Genomic DNA, 17,287 nt, shown 5'->3' with positions numbered 1-17,287 from the left:
ATAACGATTGACACACCGCGTGAACTAATGCCAACCTTGCGCCGTCCAGCCCTGTCAGTGACGACGAGGAGATTCGACGATGAAGAGGACAGCAGTCCTGCGCACCCTTGCCGTGGGTGCCTCGATAGCCCTGTTGGCCAGCGCCTGTAGCTCAGGCAGCGGAGGAAGTGACGACTCGAGCGACGGAGCATCCGGCGACGCCGTGACCGTCACGTGGTGGCACAACTCGAACACCGCGCCCGGCAAGGACTACTACGAGCAGGTGGCCAAGGACTTCGAGGCCGACAACCCGGGCGTGAAGATCGAGATCAGCGCCATGCAGCACGAGGACATGGTCACGAAGCTCGACGCCGCGTTCCAGGGCGGCGACGCGCCAGACATCTACATGGAGCGCGGTGGCGGCGAGCTCGCCGACCACGTGGAGGCCGGTCTGACCAAGGACCTGTCGGAGTCCTCGAAGGAGACGATCGACAAGCTCGGCGGTTCGGTCGCCGGTTGGCAGGTGGACGGCAAGACCTACGGTCTTCCGTTCTCGCTCGGTGTCGTCGGCTTCTGGTACAACAAGGCGCTCTTTGCGCAGGCCGGGATCACCGAGCCGCCCGCCACCTGGGACGACTTCAACGCCGACGTCGAGAAGCTCAAGGCCGCGGGCATCGAGCCGGTGTCGGTCGGTGCGGGAGACAAGTGGCCCGCAGCGCACTACTGGTACTACTTCGCCATGCGGGAGTGCTCCCAGGACGTCCTGGCGGACGCGGTCAAGTCGCTCGACTTCTCCGACCCGTGCTTCGTGAAGGCCGGCGAGGACCTCGAGGCGCTCATCAAGACGGAGCCCTTCAACGCAGGGTTCCTGGCGACGCCCGCCCAGGAGGGCCCGACCAGCGCCTCCGGACTGCTGGCCACCCGCAAGGTCGCCATGGAGATGCAGGGACACTGGGAGCCCGGCGTCATGCAGGGACTCACCGAGGACAAGAAGGGTCTCGGAGAGGACACCGGCTGGTTCCCGTTCCCGCCGGTCGACGGCGGCAAGGGTGCGCCGACGGCCGCCCTCGGTGGCGGCGACGCCTGGGCGGTCTCCGAGGACGCGCCCGACGCAGCGGTGGACTTCGTGAACTACCTGCTCTCCGACGAGGTCCAGAAGGGCTTCGCCGAGAACAGCATGGGTCTGCCGACCAACGCCTCGGCGTCGCAGTACGTCGCCGACCCTGCGCTGGCCGAGCTCCTGAAGGTCCGCGACGCGGCGCCGTACGTCCAGCTGTACTTCGACACGGCGTTCGGCCAGTCGGTCGGAGGCGCCATGAACGACGAGATCGCCCTCCTGTTCGCAGGACAGGCGAGCCCGCAGGACATCGTCGACGCCACTCAAGACGCGGCTGACGCCGAGAAGTGACCGACATGCCCGATCGGACAGCAGAAGTAGCGGACAGGGACGCCCCTTCTGCGTCGTCCACCCCCTCGGTCCCGTCCGCCGGTCGCACCTCGGTGCGGCCGGCGGGCGGGGGCCCCGGTGGCCGGCGCCGGACCGGGTCGCAGTGGCGCAAACGCCTGGAGATCCTGTTCTTCACGGCGCCGGCCCTGATCCTGTTCACGCTCTTCGTCGTGTGGCCGATCATCAAGGCGGTCCAGTTCTCGTTCTACCGCTGGAAGGGCTTCGGCCCGCTGGTCGACTTCGTCGGCCTGAAGAACTACGTCAGCGTCCTGCAGAACGACGTCTTCATCGGGGCGCTCGAGCACAACCTGATCGTCGTCGTGATGTCGATCGTGCTCCAGCTCCCGCTGGGGCTCGCGATCGCCCTGCTGCTCAACCGCCGGATGCGCGGCCAGGGCACGCTGCGCACGATCATCTTCGTCCCGTACGTGCTGGCCGAGGTCATCGCCGGAGTCGTGTGGTTCCAGCTCCTGCAGCCGCAGTACGGCGTGATCGACACCCTCCTCGGCGCGGTCGGCCTGCACGGGCCGGAGCAGGGCTTCCTCGGCACCCCGAAGTACGCCCTCATGACCGTCATCGTGGTGCTCACCTGGAAGTACCTCGGGCTCGCCGTCCTGCTGTTCCTGGCCGGCCTGCAGAGTGTGCCCGACGAGCTCTACGAGGCCGCGCAGATCGACGGCGCCGGCTGGTGGGAGACGCAGCGACGCATCGCGATCCCCCTGCTCGGCCCCACGATCCGCACCTGGGCCTTCCTGTCCATGATCGGCTCTCTGCAGCTGTTCGACATGGTCTGGATCCTCACGGGCGGCGGCCCTGCCAACGCCACCACGACCATGGCGACCTTCCTGGTCACCGAGGGCACCAAGCGACACAACTTCGGGATCGCGTCGGCGGCCTCCGTGATCCTCTTCGTCGTCGCCCTGGTGCTCGCACTCACGTACCAGCGCTTCGTCCTGCGGCGGGACCTCCAGCCCTCGAGGACTCACAAGGCCAAGAAGGTGACCCGATGACCGCGGCAGTTCTCACCGAGCCGGCGACGCCCGGCCAGTCCGGCACGCACAGGACGCGCAGGCGCGCGTTCGGCGGCGGCAACCCGATCGTCTACGGACTGGCGCTCGTCGTGGTGGCCGTGACGGTCGGACCCGTGCTCTACGGCGTCCTGGGTGGCTTCCGCACCAACGCGCAGCTGGCCGAGAACCCTGCCGGGCTCCCGGACCCGTGGGTGCTGACCAACTACGCCAAGGTGCTCACGAGCGGGACCTTCTGGCAGTACGCACTCAACTCGACGGTCATCGCGGTCACCACCACGGCCATCGTCGTGGTGTTCGGGATCATGGCCGCCTACCCGCTGGCCCGCTATCAGTTCCGCGGCCGCGAGCAGCTGTTCCTCGTGTTCGTGCTCGGCCTGCTGTTCCCTGTCACGGTCGCGATCATCCCGCTCTTCATCCTGGTCACCGGCAGCCTGCACCTGGGCAACACGTGGTGGGGCGTCGCGCTCCCGCAGGCGGCGTTCGCTCTGCCGATGACCGTCGTGATCCTGCGCCCGTTCCTCCAGGCGCTTCCCGACGAGCTCGAGGAGGCCGCGCTGCTCGACGGCGCGTCCCGGATCGGGTTCTTCTGGCGGATCCTCGTGCCGCTGTCCGGTCCGGGCATGGTCACCGTCGGCGTGCTGGCCTTCGTCGGCTCGTGGAACGCCTACCTGCTGCCCCTGCTTCTCCTGCAGGGCGACATGAAGACCCTGCCGCTCGGCGTCGCCGACTTCTCCTCCGAGCACGCCTCCGACACCGCTGGCGTGTTCGCGTTCACCACCCTGGCCATGATCCCGGCCCTCGTCTTCTTCCTGGCGATGCAGAAGCGCATCGTGAACGGCCTCCAAGGGGCGGTCAAGGGATGACGACCTTCGAAGGAGCACACGTGACGGAGCTGCTGACGGTGCCTGCGCGAGCGGGCCGCGCCCAGGACCTGCTCAGCCAGATGACTCTCGAGGAGAAGCTCGCGCAGATCGTCGGCTTCTGGGAGAAGGAGGACGGCGAGGCCGTGGCTCCGCTGCAGGGCGAGTTCACTGCCGAGCACGGGCTCGCGGACGCGGTACGGCACGGGCTCGGTCACCTCACCCGGGTGTACGGCACGCGGCCGGTGGACGCCGTCGAGCGGGCGCAGTGGCTCTGGGCGCAGCAGCGCTCGCTGGTGCGTGACACCCGCCTCGGCATCCCGGCGCTCGTGCACGAGGAGTGCCTCACAGGCCTCTCGGCGTGGCGTGCCGCGACCTTCCCCACGCCTCTGGCCTGGGGTGCGTCGTTCGACCCCGACCTCGTCACGCGGATGGGAGCGTCGATCGGGGAGTCCATGCGGACGCTGGGCATCCACCAGGGTCTCGCGCCCGTCCTCGACGTGATCCGGGACCCGCGCTGGGGCCGCGTCGACGAGTGCATCTCCGAGGACCCCTACGTCGTCGGGACGCTGGGCACCTGCTACGTCCGCGGGCTGCAGTCCGCGGGGGTGCACGCGACCCTCAAGCACTTCGTCGGCTACTCGGGCTCGCAGTCGGGTCGCAACTTCGCGCCCGTCCACGCCGGCCCGCGCGAGGTCGCCGACGTCCTGCTGCCACCGTTCGAGATGGCGGTCCTGGACGGCGGCGCGCGCTCGGTCATGAGCTCGTACATCGAGATCGACGGCGTCCCGGTCGCGGCCGACCCCACGATCCTGACGGACCTGCTGCGCGATCGGTGGGGCTTCGAGGGGACGGTCGTCGCGGACTACTTCGGCGTCGCGTTCCTGCACCTGCTGCACGGGACCGCCGCCGATGCGGGCGACGCCGCAGGTCAGGCGCTCGCCGCCGGGGTCGACATCGAGCTCCCCACCGGCGACGCCTACCTGGAGCCGCTCGCGGCCGCCGTCAGGTCCGGTCGGGTGGACGAGGCACTCGTCGACCGTGCCGTGCTGCGCGCGCTCCGGCAGAAGGAGGAGCTCGGCCTGCTCGACGCGACGTTCGACGACGCGCCGCCGACGGCCGTCGACCTCGACACCCCCGAGCACCGCCGGATCGCGGGACGTCTGGCGCAGGAGTCCGTCATCCTGCTGTCCAACGACGGCACGCTTCCGCTGCGTGGTGGCGGCCAGGTGGCCGTGATCGGTCCGAACGCGGACCGGGCCGAAGCGCTCTTCGGCTGCTACTCGTTCCTCAACCACGTGATCGCGCACCACCCGGGCGTCGAGGCGGGCATCAAGATCCTCACCGTCCGCGAGGCGCTCACGGCCGAGCTGCCGGCGGCGTCCGTGCAGTGGGCCCCCGGGTGCGCGGTCGACGACGACGACCGCAGCGGGTTCGACGAGGCGGTCCGGGTCGCGGCCGCAGCCGACGTCGCCGTCCTGGTGGTCGGCGACCACGCGGCCCTGTTCGGCCGGGGCACGGTCGGCGAGGGGTGCGACCGCGACGACCTCGAGCTCCCCGGCGTGCAGCGCGAGCTCGTCGAGGCCGTGCTCGCCACGGGGACCCCGGTGGTGCTCGTCCTGCTCACGGGCCGGCCGTACGCGGTGGACTGGGCGCTCGAGCGGTGCGCCGCCGTGGTCCAGACGTTCTTCCCTGGCGAGGAGGGCGGCCCGGCGGTCGCCGGCGTGCTGTCGGGCCGGGTCAACCCGTCGGGTCACCTGCCGGTGAGCCTCCCGCGGTCGGCCGGTGCGCAGCCGTTCAGCTACCTGCATCCCGCGCTGGGCGGCGACGGCGACGTGACGAACCTGCGGAGCACGCCGGCGCTGCCGTTCGGGCACGGCCTGTCGTACACGACGTTCGCCCACGAGCACCTCGCCGCGGACGAGCGCGTCCCCACGGACGGGCGGATCGGTGCGCGCGTCCGGGTCACCAACACCGGAGACCTGGCCGGCGACGACGTGGTGCAGCTGTACGCACGCGACCTGGTCGGCTCCGTGACGCGTCCCGTCGCGCAGCTGGTCGGCTACCGCCGGGTGAGCCTCGAGCCAGGGGAGTCGGTCGTGGTGTCGTTCGAGGTCCCGACGACGCGGCTCGCGTTCTCGGGGCGCGACATGACCCGGATCGTCGAGCCGGGCGAGGTGGACCTGTGGGTCGGTCCCTCCTGCGACGCCTACGAGACGCGGACCCGGGTGACGCTGACCGGGCCGGTGCACCCGGTCGGGATCGACGCCGACCGGTGGACCACCGTGACCGTCGAGTCCGCAGGGTGACCCTCGCGCGGTGTTCCCGAACGGCAGTCCTACACTCGCGAGCATGACCCTGACGTCCGACCCGGCCCCCACGTCCAGCACTCCCGGCGTCGACATCAAGCCCCGCTCTCGCACCGTCACGGACGGTCTGGAGGCGACGGCCGCGCGCGGCATGCTGCGCGCGGTCGGGCTCGGTGACGACGACTTCGCCAAGCCGCAGATCGGCGTCGCGAGCTCGTGGAACGAGATCACCCCCTGCAACCTGTCGCTGCAGCGGCTCGCGCAGGCCGTCAAGAGCGGCGTGCACGCGGGCGGGGGCTACCCGCTGGAGTTCGGCACGATCTCGGTCTCGGACGGCATCTCGATGGGCCACGAGGGCATGCACTTCTCCCTGGTGAGCCGCGACATCATCGCCGACTCGGTCGAGACCGTCATGCAGGCCGAGCGCCTCGACGGCTCGGTGCTGCTCGCCGGCTGCGACAAGTCCCTGCCGGGCATGCTCATGGCCGCGGCTCGCCTGGACCTGGCCAGCGTCTTCCTCTACGCGGGGTCGATCGCGCCCGGCTGGGTCAAGCTGTCGGACGGGACCGAGAAGGACGTCACGATCATCGACGCGTTCGAGGCCGTCGGCGCCTGCGCGGCGGGACTGATGAGCCGCGAGGACGTGGATCGCATCGAGCGCGCGATCTGTCCCGGTGAGGGTGCCTGCGGTGGCATGTACACCGCGAACACCATGGCGTCGGTGGCGGAGGCCATGGGCATGTCGCTGCCCGGCTCGGCAGCACCGCCCAGCGCCGACCGTCGTCGCGACGCCTTCGCGCACAAGTCCGGCGAGGCCGTCGTCGAGCTGCTTCGCCGGGGGATCACGGCCCGTCAGATCATGACCAAGGAGGCGTTCGAGAACGCGATCGCCGTGGTCATGGCGTTCGGCGGCTCGACCAACGCGGTCCTGCACCTGCTCGCCATCGCGCACGAGGCGGAGGTCGACCTCACGCTGGCCGACTTCTCGCGCGTCGCAGCCAAGGTGCCGCACCTGGGCGACCTCAAGCCGTTCGGCCGCTACGTGATGAACGACATCGACCGCATCGGCGGCGTCCCCGTCGTGATGAAGGCGCTGCTCGACGCGGGCCTGCTGCACGGTGACTGCCTGACCGTGACCGGCAAGACCGTCGCGGAGAACCTGGCCGACGTGAACCCGCCGGACCCGGACGGCAAGATCCTGCGCGCGCTGAGCAACCCGATCCACAAGACCGGCGGCATCACGATCCTGCACGGGTCGCTGGCCCCCGAGGGTGCGGTGGTGAAGTCCGCCGGCTTCGACTCCGACGTGTTCGAGGGCACGGCCCGCGTCTTCGAGCGGGAGCGTGCCGCACTGGACGCCCTGGAGGACGGCACGATCGTCGCGGGGGACGTCGTGGTCATCCGCTACGAGGGCCCCAAGGGTGGCCCCGGCATGCGCGAGATGCTCGCCATCACCGGCGCCATCAAGGGCGCGGGCCTCGGCAAGGACGTCCTCCTGCTCACCGACGGTCGCTTCTCGGGTGGCACCACCGGCCTGTGCGTCGGCCACGTGGCCCCGGAGGCGGTCGACGGCGGCCCGATCGCGTTCGTCAAGGACGGCGACCGGATCCGTCTGGACATGGCCAGCGAGTCGCTCGAGGTGCTGATCTCGGACGAGGAGCTCGAGGCCCGCAAGGTGGGGTGGGCGCCCCTGCCCGCCAAGTACACGCGCGGCGTCCTGGCCAAGTACGCCAAGCTCGTGCAGTCGGCGTCCAAGGGCGCGGTGCTGATCTGAGCGCCCCGATGGTTCGACGGTCGGCGGCGGTTGCGGCGGCGGGCGTGCTGGCGCTCGCGGCGTGCGGATCCGGACCGGCGCCGGTGAGCACGTCGACGGCGCGCACCACCCAGGCGCCGTCCGCTACCCCAACGCCTTCCGCCACCCCGTCGCCGTCCCCGACCGCGACGGTCGACCCCCTCGCGGGACCGACCGTCGCGCCAGCACAGCAGCTCGACGCGGGCCAGGTAGGCGACGGTGTGCCCGCGCAGGTGCAGGGCTCCGGCGACGTAGCGGTGACCTACCTGCGCAACGGCGAGCTCGCGGTGGTCGTCACCCTTGACTGCAGCGCCTGCACGGGGCCCACGGCGTTGACGGCACCGGGCCGGCGGTCCGCATTCGGCAGCGCCGAAGGGCCGCTGACGGGTTCCTACCTGATGGACCCCATCAGGTCGAGCGATCCGAACCAGTCGGTCTGGCTCCAGGCCGCAGGCTCCTGGACGCTCCGGTTCGAGAGCTGGAACGACCTGCCCGTCGTCTCCGGCCCTCAGTCGGGCTCCGGCTCGGCGGTGCTGCGGATCGCGGACACAGCCACCACTGCGCAGGTCTCCTGGACGCCGGCCGGACCGGGGGACAAGTTCTCCGGTCGCAGCTTCGGGACCGTGTCCGCCGGCCCACCCCAGCTCTTCGGTGACACGCAGGCGTTCACCGAGGTCGTCGACGTGGCCATGCCGGGTGCCCTCGCGATCGCCACCAACGGCACGTGGACCGTGACGCCGATTCCCTGAGCTACTCAACCCACGACCGGCGCCTCGGGCGTGGGCGGCGGTGGGCCGTCAACCGCGCATCGTGCCGTGCTCGATCAGCCGCGTGACGGCCGCGGTCAACGCCTCGCTGTCGTGCACCACGACCGTGTAGACGCGACCGGTGCTCGTGGTGATCTCGGTCGCAGGGCCGGCACGGAACAGGAGCGCGACGCGGTTGCCGGACGCGCGTCGAAGTCCGCTGCCGCCGAACATGCTGGGCGTCACGCGCTCCATGTCGCGGACCGACACGAGATCGCCGACCGCGAGCTGCTGGCGGTAGACCGGCCAGAAGGCGACCGAGACGGCGTCCTGGCCCACCGTGACCGTGATCCGGCAGACCAGGAGCACGACGCCGACCGATCCGCCGAGCAGCAGGGCAAGGACCGTGAAGACGGCCTGGACCGTGCCCGACCGGGGTGTCGAGAGCACCAGGACGGCCGCTGCGACCATCGCCACGAGCAGCACCACGCCTAGTCCGCGGAGCCGTCCGGGTGCCGCCTCGTCGGCGATGAAGTCCTGAGTCTCGTCGGTCATGGCGCCACGATAGGGCGCCTCCGGAGGCGGGCCCGCACCACCGGCGCGACGATGGGGCCGTGGGCTGGACCGTCGAGGATGCGCCGTGGTGGACCCGTGCCGTCGTCTACCAGGTGTACCCGAGGTCGTTCGCCGACTCCGACGGCGACGGCATCGGTGACCTGCGGGGCGTGCTGCAGCACCTCGACCACCTCGTCGAGCTCGGCGTGGACGTCGTGTGGCTCTCGCCGGTGTACGCGTCCCCGCAGGACGACAACGGGTACGACATCAGCGACTACCAGGCGGTCGACCCGATGTTCGGCACGCTCGAGGACCTCGACGAGCTGATCTCCGCACTGCACGAGCGAGGCATGAAGCTGCTCATGGACCTCGTGGTGAACCACACCTCCGACGAGCACCCGTGGTTCCAGGAGTCCCGCGACCCGACGAGCCCGAAGCGTGACTGGTACTGGTGGCGCCCACCACGAGCGGGCATGGACGCAGGGACGCCCGGGGCGGAGCCCACGAACTGGGGCTCGTTCTTCTCCGGCACCGTGTGGGAGCTCGACGAGGCGAGCGGCGAGTACTACCTGCACCTGTTCAGCAGGAAGCAGCCGGATCTCAACTGGGAGAACGAGGAGGTCCGGCAGGCTGTCTACGCGATGATGCGCTGGTGGCTGGACCGCGGGGTCGACGGCTTCCGGATGGATGTCATCAACGTGATCTCCAAGGACACGACGCTGCCGGACGGACCGGTGCACGACGGCGTATGGGCCGATGGTTCGGCCTCCTACATCTGCGGTCCGCGGATCCACGAGTTCCTCGCCGAGATGCACAGCGCGGTGTTCGCGGGCCGCCCTGACCGGCTCCTGACGGTCGGCGAGATGCCCGGGGTCACCATCGAGCAGGCACGCGAGTTCACCGACCCTGCCCGTGCGGAGGTCGACATGGTCTTCCAGTTCGAGCACGTCGGCCTCGACCAGGGTCCCGGCGGGAAGTTTGACGTGCGGCCGCTGCGGCTGGCGGACCTCAAGGCGTCGTTCGGGCGTTGGCAGTCCGGTTTGGCGGACGTGGGGTGGAACAGCCTCTACTGGGACAACCACGACCAGCCGCGGGTCGTGTCGCGGTTCGGCGACGACGGCCACTTCCGACGGGAGTCCGCGACGATGCTGGCGACCGTCCTGCACCTGCACCGCGGCACGCCGTACGTCTACCAGGGCGAGGAGCTCGGGATGACGAACGCGCACTTCACCAGGCTCGAGCAGTACCGGGACATCGAGACGCTGCGCCACGTGGCGGCGGCAGGCTCCATGGCCGGCATCGCGGAGAGGGGCCGCGACAACGCGCGCACCCCGATGCAGTGGGACGCCGGTCCGCACGGCGGGTTCACCACCGGAGAGCCGTGGATCGAGGTCAACGAGAACTACCGCATCGTCAACGCTGCGGCGGAACGGGCCGACGAGAGCTCCGTCTTCCACCACTACCGTCGCCTGATCGCGTTGCGCCACGAGGATCCCGTGGTCGCGCTGGGCGACTTCACGATGCTGCTGCCCGACCACGAGCACGTGTACGCGTTCACGCGGTCGCTGGACGACGTGTCGCTCACGGTCCTCGGCAACTTCTCCGGTGAGGTGCAGGACGTGCGCCTCGACGACGACCCGGGCGAGCTCATCCTGTCGAACTACGCCGCACCGGCGGCGACGCTGCGGCCATGGGAGTCGCGCGTCTACCGACGCGTGGGCCTCCCACCGTCCTCCCACGTGGGCCCGCCCGACAGACTCTGACGGTCTGCGCTCTCTAGCGTCGACTGCATGACCACGACGGCAGCACCTCCGGCCCCTCAGCTCACCGCAGTGCGCCGCACCGGGGTGGGCTGGCTCGCGGTTGTCCTGACCTCGCTGGGCATCATCGCGTTCTCCGCGATGCCCTACTTCATGGCGTCGCTGGCTGACCTGGCCGAGCAGGGGACCGGGCTGGCCTCGGGGTACGCCGACCAGGCGGCGTTCGTGCAGGCCGCGCTGTACGTGCACATCGCTGCCGCCTCGGTCGCCCTGCTGGTCGGGCCGTGGCAGTTCTCCGCGCGGCTGCGCAACGGTCGACGCCGGCTGCACCGGATCCTCGGGCGTACGTACCTGCTGTCGGTCGCGGCGGGCGCGCTCGCGTCGCTCGTCATCGCCCCGTTCAACACCGCGGGCATGGTCGGGTTCTTCGGGTTCGGGACGCTCGGCGTGCTCTGGCTGTGGACGGGCGGGCGCGCCTACCGGGCGATCCGGTCCGGCGACGTGCACGCTCACCAGTCGTGGATGATCCGCAACTTCGCGCTCTCGTACGCCGCGGTGACGCTCCGCCTCCTGACGATCTCGCTCACCGCGGTGCAGGTGCCGTTCTCCCAGGACCCGGGTGGGTCGTTCGAGGCTGCCTTCGAGAACGCCTACAACGCCGTCCCGTTCCTGTGCTGGCTGGTCAACCTCGTGGTCGCGGAGTGGCTCATCCGACGCCGGGGACTGCCGTCGTTCCGCCTCGTCGATCCGGCCCGTGCGGTCGGGTGAGTCGGGGCGCCTCAGATGACCGTGAGCCCGACCTTGCCCGCCGTGTGGCCCTTCTCGACGCGCTCGATCGCCTCCGCCGCATCCCTCAGCCCCGGATAGATCCGATCGACCACGGGACGCACCGCACCGTCCTCGATCCATGCTGTGATCGGGGCCAGCGCGGCGCGGGACGGCTTCTCGACGAGTGCCCGCACCGTGCCCTTCCCGATCCAGCCGAGCGCCAACGCACCGATGATCCGGCCGAGCGGACCGATCCACCGACCGCCCTCGCCGCTGGACAGCAGGAGCGACCCGCCCGGCGCCAGCACCTTGCGCAGCGCGGGTCCGCGTCGCCCACCCAGGTCGAGGACCACGTCGTACCGCCCGGGTTCGCGCACCACGTCGGTGGTCGTGTAGTCGATCGCGCGCGTGGCGCCCAGCGAGAGCACGAGCTCGAGGTTGCGTGTGCTGCACACGCCCGTCACCTCGGCGCCGAGTGCGACGGCGATCTGCACCGCGAAGGTGCCCACGCCCCCGGAGGCGCCATGGATCAGCACCCGCTGACCCGGCTGGACGCCGTCGAGCCCCTGCCAGGCGGTCGTCGCGGCCAACGGCACGGTAGCGGCCTGCTCGAACGTCAGGTTCGTGGGCATCGGGGCAAGAAGCTCCTCGGGAGCGGCGACGTAGTCGGCGAACGCGCCCTCGACCTGTCCGTACACGCGGTCGCCGACGGCGAACCTGCTGCCTGCCGACTCGACGACGCCCGCGAGGTCGGTCCCGCGGACGAGCAGCCTGGGCCCCCGGAACCCGAGCTGGAGCCGCATGATGCGCGGCTCGCCCCTCAGGAAGTGCCAGTCGTACGGGTTGACGCCCGCCGCGTGGACGCGGACCAGGACCTGGCCCTCTGCGGGTGCGGGCTTGGGGACGTCGCGGACGGCGACGGAGTGGTAGCGCTCGCTGACGGCGGCACGCATGGTGGCGCTCATTCGACCGACCTCAGGATCTGCTCGATGGACGAGGTGCGCGACCGCAGCTCGGAGACGTCCGCGGCGGTGCGCTGCTGGGCGTCGAGGGTGGTCGTCGCCAGCTGCTCGTACCGCTGGACGAGCTGCCGCAGCTCCTCGGCGTCGGCCCCGCGGAGCTTCGCCTTGCGGAGCTCCTGGGCGCCGCTGATGAGTGCGAGGAGGAGGAGCACGACGAGCGTGAGCACGCCCAGGGCGAAGATCGCGCTCGGCCACGTCGACAGGTCAAGCGTGGTGGCGAACATCAGGGGATCTCCTTGGTGGTGAGCGTGCGGACCGCCTCGGCGATGACCGGGGCAGACAGGTGCAGGTCGAGATCGGCGACATCGAAGTACTTCATCGCCTTGCCGTCGCCGGAGAGCTCGAGCGTCCCGACGACGAGCCCGGCGGCCTCGAGCCGTTGCAGGTGCATGTGCAGAAGCGGCCGGCTGATCCCGATCTCGCGTGCCAGGTGGCTGACGTAGTCCCGCCCTCCGGCCAGCTGCGCGACGATCCGGAGCCGCAACGGGTTGGCCAGCGCCGCGAGCATCGCGACGAGCTCGTCGCCGGTCGGTTCCCTCATCGCCATCCATATGTGTAAGAAAAAGCTGACACATGAAAGGTAGCACCGACAAGTAGGCTCGACGCAAGAGAGAAGGGGTTGACGTGGGAAAGGTGCACGAGCAGATCGACGGTCGCCTGCGGGCGTTCATCGAGGCGCAGCCGATGTTCTTCGTCGCGACGGCGCCCAGCGGTCCGGACGGTCACGTCAACGTCTCACCCAAGGGCATCGCCGGCACGTTCGCGGTCCTGGACGAGCACTCGGTGGCCTACCTCGACATCACGGCCAGCGGTGCCGAGACGATCGCTCACCTGCGGGACAACGGCCGCATCACCCTCATGTTCTGCGCGTTCCAAGGCCCGCCCAACATCGTCCGGCTGCACGGGCGTGGCCGGTTCGTGACGCTCTACGACGAGGGCTTCGACGAACTGTCGGCGCTCTTCCCGCCGACCGCGGGCGCTCGCGCCGTGATCGTCGTCGACGTCGAGCGCGTCTCCGACTCGTGCGGGTACGGGGTCCCGCTCATGAGTTTGGAGGGGGAGCGTGACCTGCTGCCTCCGTACATGGAGCGCAAGGGCGTCGACGGTCAGGTCGAGTATCGACGGCTGAAGAACCGATCGAGCATCGACGGGCTGCCGGCGTTCGACATGGACCCGGAGGCCTCCGAGGCATAAGAGCAGCGTCCGCCTACTGATCACGTGAACCACGATGTGAGACGCGTGGGTGGTGGCGTGACACGGACGAAACCTGGGCGTACTGTCGACGTCGTGCACAACACTCGTCTCGTAGTACTTCCTGAGCGCGCCGGCTGAAGCCTCCCGTCCAGGCCTCGTCAGCGCGCTCGCCCCTCGTCCAGCCCGTTCCGTGGCTCGAGGGGCTTTTCTGTGTTCGGCCCGCAGTTGTCAGCACGCAGTTGTCAGTACGACTGAGCAGCACCACCCCAGGGAGACATCGATGGTCCAGGGTCCACACCCGGCACCGCCGCGCACGCCCGCGCATGCCCCGACCGCCAGCGTGACGACCTCCGTGAGCAGCTCGCGCGTACCCGCCGCCGCGACGACTGCGATCGGTCCGGAGCAGGTCACCGGTGCGAAGTCGATCGTCCGCTCGCTCGAGGAGGCAGGTGCCGAGGTCGTCTTCGGCATCCCGGGCGGCGCGATCCTGCCCACCTACGACCCGCTGATGGACTCCACCCGCCTGCGCCACATCCTCGTGCGCCACGAGCAGGGCGGTGGCCATGCTGCCGCCGGCTACGCCGCGGCGACCGGTCGGGTCGGCGTCTGCATGGCGACGTCGGGGCCCGGTGCGACGAACCTCGTGACCCCGATCGCGGACGCGCACATGGACTCCGTGCCGCTCGTGGCGATCACCGGGCAGGTCGGTGCGTCGCTCATCGGGACGGACGCGTTCCAGGAGGCCGACATCGTCGGCATCACGCTGCCCGTGACCAAGCACAACTACCTGGTCACCAACCCTGATGACATCCCCCGCGTGATCGCCGAGGCGTTCCACATCGCCTCGACCGGTCGCCCCGGCCCGGTCCTCGTCGACATCGCCAAGTCGGCCATGCAGGCAAACACCACGTTCTCCTGGCCGCAGGACCTGAACCTGCCCGGCTACCACCCGGTGACCAAGCCGCACGCCAAGCAGATCCGCGAGGCCGCGCGCCTGATCGCCACGTCACGCAAGCCGGTGTTCTACGTGGGCGGTGGTGTGATCCGCGCCGGAGCCTCTGCGCAGCTCAAGGCGCTCGCCGAGGCAGCCGGCGCGCCCGTGGTCACCACGCTCATGGCTCGCGGCGCCCTGCCGGACTCGCACCCGCAGAACCTCGGCATGCCTGGCATGCACGGAACGGTCCCGGCCGTCGCGGCGCTGCAGAAGGCCGACCTGATCGTGGCGCTCGGCGCGCGGTTCGACGACCGCGTGACCGGGCTGCTCTCGAGCTTCGCGCCCAACGCGACGATCGTGCACGCGGACATCGACCCGGCCGAGATCGGCAAGAACCGCACGGTCGACGTGCCGATCGTCGGAGACCTCAAGGAGGTCATGGCCGACCTGCTGCCGGAGCTCGCCCGCGAGCACGTCCAGCACGGCAAGCCCGACCTCGAGGGCTGGTGGCGCCAGCTCGACGAGTGGCGCGAGACGTTCCCGCTCGGCTACGACGAGCCGCAGGACGGCCACCTGTCGCCGCAGTACGTCATCTCGCGCATCGGCGAGCTGTCCGGGCCGGAGTCGATCTTCGCCGCGGGTGTCGGTCAGCACCAGATGTGGGCCGCGCAGTTCATCAAGTACCAGCGCCCCAACTCCTGGCTGAACTCCGGGGGACTGGGCACGATGGGCTACGCCGTGCCGGCGGCGATGGGCGCCAAGGTGGGCGACCCGTCACGCACCGTGTGGGCGATCGACGGTGACGGCTGCTTCCAGATGACCAACCAGGAGCTCGCCACCTGCACGATCAACGACATCCCGATCAAGGTCGCGATCATCAACAACTCGTCGCTCGGCATGGTGCGGCAGTGGCAGACCCTGTTCTACGAGTCCCGCTACTCCAACACCGACCTGAACACGGGCCACGGCACCGTGCGGGTGCCGGACTTCGTCAAGATGGCCGACGCCTACGGCTGCGCCGGCCTGCGCTGCGAGACCGCGGCGGACGTCGACTCGACGATCAAGCGGGCCCTCGAGATCAACGACCAGCCCGTGGTCATCGACTTCACGGTGTCGCGTGACGCGATGGTGTGGCCGATGGTCGCTGCGGGCGTCAGCAACGACCAGATCCAGTACGCACGTGGGATCAGCCCCGCGTGGGACCGGGAGGACTGAGCCATGTCCCGCCACACCCTGTCGGTTCTCGTCGAGAACAAGCCCGGCGTGCTCACGCGCGTCGCCGGCCTGTTCGCGCGGCGTTCGTTCAACATCCACTCGCTCGCGGTCGGTCCCACCGAGCACGACGAGATCTCGCGCATCACGGTCGTCGTCGACGTCGACGCTCTCCCGCTCGAGCAGGTGACCAAGCAGCTCAACAAGCTGATCAACGTCATCAAGATCGTCGAGCTCGAGGACGCGGCCTCCGTCCAGCGTGAGCTGCTGCTCGTCAAGGTCAAGGCCGACACCGCGCAGCGCACCAGCGTCCTCGAGGTCGTCCAGCTGTTCCGCGCGCACGTCGTCGACGTGGTGCCCGACACCGTCGTCATCGAGGCGACAGGCGGGCCGGGCAAGCTCGACGCCCTGCTCGCCGCACTGGAGCCCTTCGGGATCCGCGAGATCGTGCAGTCCGGCACCGTGGCGATCGGGCGCGGCTCGCGCTCCATCACCGATCGCGCCCTCGAGCGGGTCAACCGCTCCGCCTGAGCTTTTCCCCGTCAGCACAACCCTTTACACCGAGGAGATTCCACCGTGGCCGAGCTGTTCTACGACGACGATGCCGACCTGTCGATCATCGCCAACAAGAAGGTCGCCGTCATCGGCTACGGCAGCCAGGGGCACGCGCACAGCCTCAACCTGCGCGACTCCGGCGTCGACGTGACCGTCGGCCTGCGCGAGGGCTCGGCGTCCCGCGCCAAGGCCGAGAACCAGGGCCTCAAGGTCGCTTCCGTCGCCGACGCCGTCCGCGAGGCCGACGTCGTCGTCATCCTGGCGCCCGACCAGGTCCAGCGCATCGTCTACCGCGAGGAGATCGAGCCCAACCTGAAGGACGGCGCCGCGCTGGTCTTCGGTCACGGCTTCAACATCCGCTTCGGGTACATCAAGCCGGCGGCCGGCCTCGACGTCCTCATGGTCGCGCCCAAGGGCCCCGGTCACCTGGTCCGCCGCGAGTACGTCGACGGTCGCGGCGTGCCGGTCATCGTCGCCGTCGAGCAGGACGCGTCCGGCGCCGCCTGGTCGCTGGCACTGTCCTACGCCAAGGCGATCGGTGGCCTGCGCGCCGCCGGTATCAAGACGACGTTCACCGAGGAGACCGAGACCGACCTGTTCGGTGAGCAGGCCGTCCTGTGCGGCGGCGTCTCGCAGCTGATCCAGTACGGGTTCGAGACCTTGACCGAGGCCGGCTACCAGCCCGAGGTCGCGTACTTCGAGGTCCTGCACGAGCTCAAGCTGATCGTCGACCTCATCTTCGAGGGCGGCATCACCAAGCAGCGCTGGTCCGTGTCCGACACCGCCGAGTACGGCGACTACGTGTCCGGCCCGCGCGTCATCACGCCGGACGTCAAGGCGAACATGCAGGCCGTCCTCGCCGACATCCAGTCCGGCGCGTTCGCCGAGCGGTTCATCAACGACCAGGACGCCGGCGCTCCCGAGTTCAAGGCCCTGCGCGAGAAGGGCCAGAACCACCCGATCGAGCCCGTGGGCCGCGAGCTCCGCAAGCTGTTCGCCTGGGTGAAGCCGTCGGAGACCGACTACGTCGAGGGTTCCGCGGCGCGCTGACGCTGTCCTCACCACGAACGGCACCGCAGGCTTCGGCCTGCGGTGCCGTTCGTCGTCCGTGGGCCGCGCGGTG

16 protein-coding genes are annotated in these 17,287 nt (G+C 70.0%); 12 read left to right on the top strand and 4 right to left on the bottom strand.

Features of this window, described 5'->3' with window-relative positions:
* The first annotated feature begins 79 nt into the window (after positions 1-79).
* The 6 genes from N553_RS0118125 to N553_RS0118100 all read left to right on the top strand — a co-directional run bounded on the left by N553_RS0118125 (position 80) and on the right by N553_RS0118100 (position 8,167).
* Complete coding sequence (locus tag N553_RS0118125; RefSeq protein ID WP_028047710.1) at positions 80-1,387, top strand: extracellular solute-binding protein; 1,308 nt, start codon at positions 80-82, stop codon at positions 1,385-1,387.
* A gap of 5 nt (positions 1,388-1,392) precedes the next feature.
* Positions 1,393-2,436 (top strand): carbohydrate ABC transporter permease, encoded by a 1,044-nt coding sequence (locus tag N553_RS0118120; RefSeq protein WP_028047709.1) that lies wholly within the window; start codon positions 1,393-1,395, stop codon positions 2,434-2,436.
* Positions 2,433-3,320, top strand: a complete 888-nt coding sequence (locus N553_RS0118115) for a carbohydrate ABC transporter permease (RefSeq protein ID WP_028047708.1) — start codon at positions 2,433-2,435, stop codon at positions 3,318-3,320. Before N553_RS0118120 ends, N553_RS0118115 begins: the two co-directional genes overlap by 4 nt.
* Entirely contained in the window at positions 3,317-5,626 is a 2,310-nt protein-coding gene (locus tag N553_RS0118110) for a glycoside hydrolase family 3 N-terminal domain-containing protein (RefSeq protein ID WP_156043901.1), read from the top strand. The genes N553_RS0118115 and N553_RS0118110 overlap by 4 nt, the downstream gene beginning before the upstream one ends.
* 43 nt (positions 5,627-5,669) lie before the next feature.
* Positions 5,670-7,400 carry a dihydroxy-acid dehydratase gene (gene ilvD / locus N553_RS0118105; RefSeq protein ID WP_028047706.1) on the top strand — a complete coding sequence of 577 codons (1,731 nt, stop codon included), beginning with the start codon at positions 5,670-5,672 and terminating at the stop codon, positions 7,398-7,400.
* 83 nt (positions 7,401-7,483) lie between these two features.
* Entirely contained in the window at positions 7,484-8,167 is a 684-nt protein-coding gene (locus tag N553_RS0118100) for a hypothetical protein (protein WP_156043900.1), read from the top strand.
* Positions 8,168-8,215: 48 nt separating this feature from the next.
* Here the strand turns inward: N553_RS0118100 and N553_RS0118095 are convergent, their stop codons facing one another.
* Entirely contained in the window at positions 8,216-8,719 is a 504-nt protein-coding gene (locus N553_RS0118095; RefSeq protein WP_028047704.1) for a hypothetical protein, read from the bottom strand.
* A 59-nt stretch (positions 8,720-8,778) separates the two neighbouring features.
* On the opposite strand from N553_RS0118095, the gene N553_RS23535 reads away from it, so the two are divergent.
* Positions 8,779-10,482, top strand: a complete 1,704-nt coding sequence (locus tag N553_RS23535) for an alpha-glucosidase (protein WP_051640332.1) — start codon at positions 8,779-8,781, stop codon at positions 10,480-10,482.
* Between the two features lie 27 nt (positions 10,483-10,509).
* Positions 10,510-11,247 (top strand): DUF2306 domain-containing protein, encoded by a 738-nt coding sequence (locus N553_RS0118085; RefSeq protein ID WP_028047703.1) that lies wholly within the window; start codon positions 10,510-10,512, stop codon positions 11,245-11,247.
* A gap of 11 nt (positions 11,248-11,258) precedes the next feature.
* On the opposite strand, the gene N553_RS0118080 is transcribed toward N553_RS0118085, so the two are convergent.
* From N553_RS0118080 to N553_RS0118070, 3 genes are read right to left on the bottom strand one after another with little or no spacing between them, the layout of a single operon-like run.
* Complete coding sequence (locus tag N553_RS0118080) at positions 11,259-12,212, bottom strand: NAD(P)-dependent alcohol dehydrogenase (RefSeq protein WP_197030128.1); 954 nt, start codon at positions 12,210-12,212, stop codon at positions 11,259-11,261.
* Positions 12,209-12,493, bottom strand: coding sequence for a hypothetical protein (locus N553_RS0118075; protein WP_028047701.1), 285 nt, complete (start codon positions 12,491-12,493; stop codon positions 12,209-12,211). Before N553_RS0118075 ends, N553_RS0118080 begins: the two co-directional genes overlap by 4 nt.
* Positions 12,493-12,810: a winged helix-turn-helix domain-containing protein gene (locus tag N553_RS0118070; RefSeq protein WP_231505314.1), complete on the bottom strand. Its 318-nt coding sequence runs from the start codon at positions 12,808-12,810 to the stop codon at positions 12,493-12,495. Before N553_RS0118070 ends, N553_RS0118075 begins: the two co-directional genes overlap by 1 nt.
* A gap of 83 nt (positions 12,811-12,893) precedes the next feature.
* Between N553_RS0118070 and N553_RS0118065 the strand changes: the two genes are divergently transcribed.
* The 4 genes from N553_RS0118065 (at position 12,894) to ilvC (ending at position 17,214) form a co-directional block, all read left to right on the top strand.
* On the top strand, positions 12,894-13,463 hold the full coding sequence (locus N553_RS0118065) for a pyridoxamine 5'-phosphate oxidase family protein (RefSeq protein ID WP_028047699.1): 570 nt from the start codon (positions 12,894-12,896) through the stop codon (positions 13,461-13,463).
* A 280-nt stretch (positions 13,464-13,743) separates the two neighbouring features.
* On the top strand, positions 13,744-15,612 hold the full coding sequence (locus tag N553_RS0118060) for an acetolactate synthase large subunit (protein ID WP_028047698.1): 1,869 nt from the start codon (positions 13,744-13,746) through the stop codon (positions 15,610-15,612).
* A gap of 3 nt (positions 15,613-15,615) precedes the next feature.
* Positions 15,616-16,140, top strand: a complete 525-nt coding sequence (gene ilvN / locus N553_RS0118055; RefSeq protein WP_028047697.1) for an acetolactate synthase small subunit — start codon at positions 15,616-15,618, stop codon at positions 16,138-16,140.
* A 45-nt stretch (positions 16,141-16,185) separates the two neighbouring features.
* Positions 16,186-17,214 carry a ketol-acid reductoisomerase gene (ilvC, locus tag N553_RS0118050; RefSeq protein WP_028047696.1) on the top strand — a complete coding sequence of 343 codons (1,029 nt, stop codon included), beginning with the start codon at positions 16,186-16,188 and terminating at the stop codon, positions 17,212-17,214.
* Positions 17,215-17,287 lie beyond the last annotated feature (73 nt).

Origin of the sequence: Cellulomonas sp. URHE0023 (genome assembly GCF_000688475.1) — a bacterium.
Taxonomy (GTDB): Bacteria; Actinomycetota; Actinomycetes; order Actinomycetales; family Cellulomonadaceae; genus Cellulomonas.
Note: the sequence above shows the minus strand (reverse complement) of the source record. Positions and strands in the feature narration are given on the sequence as shown.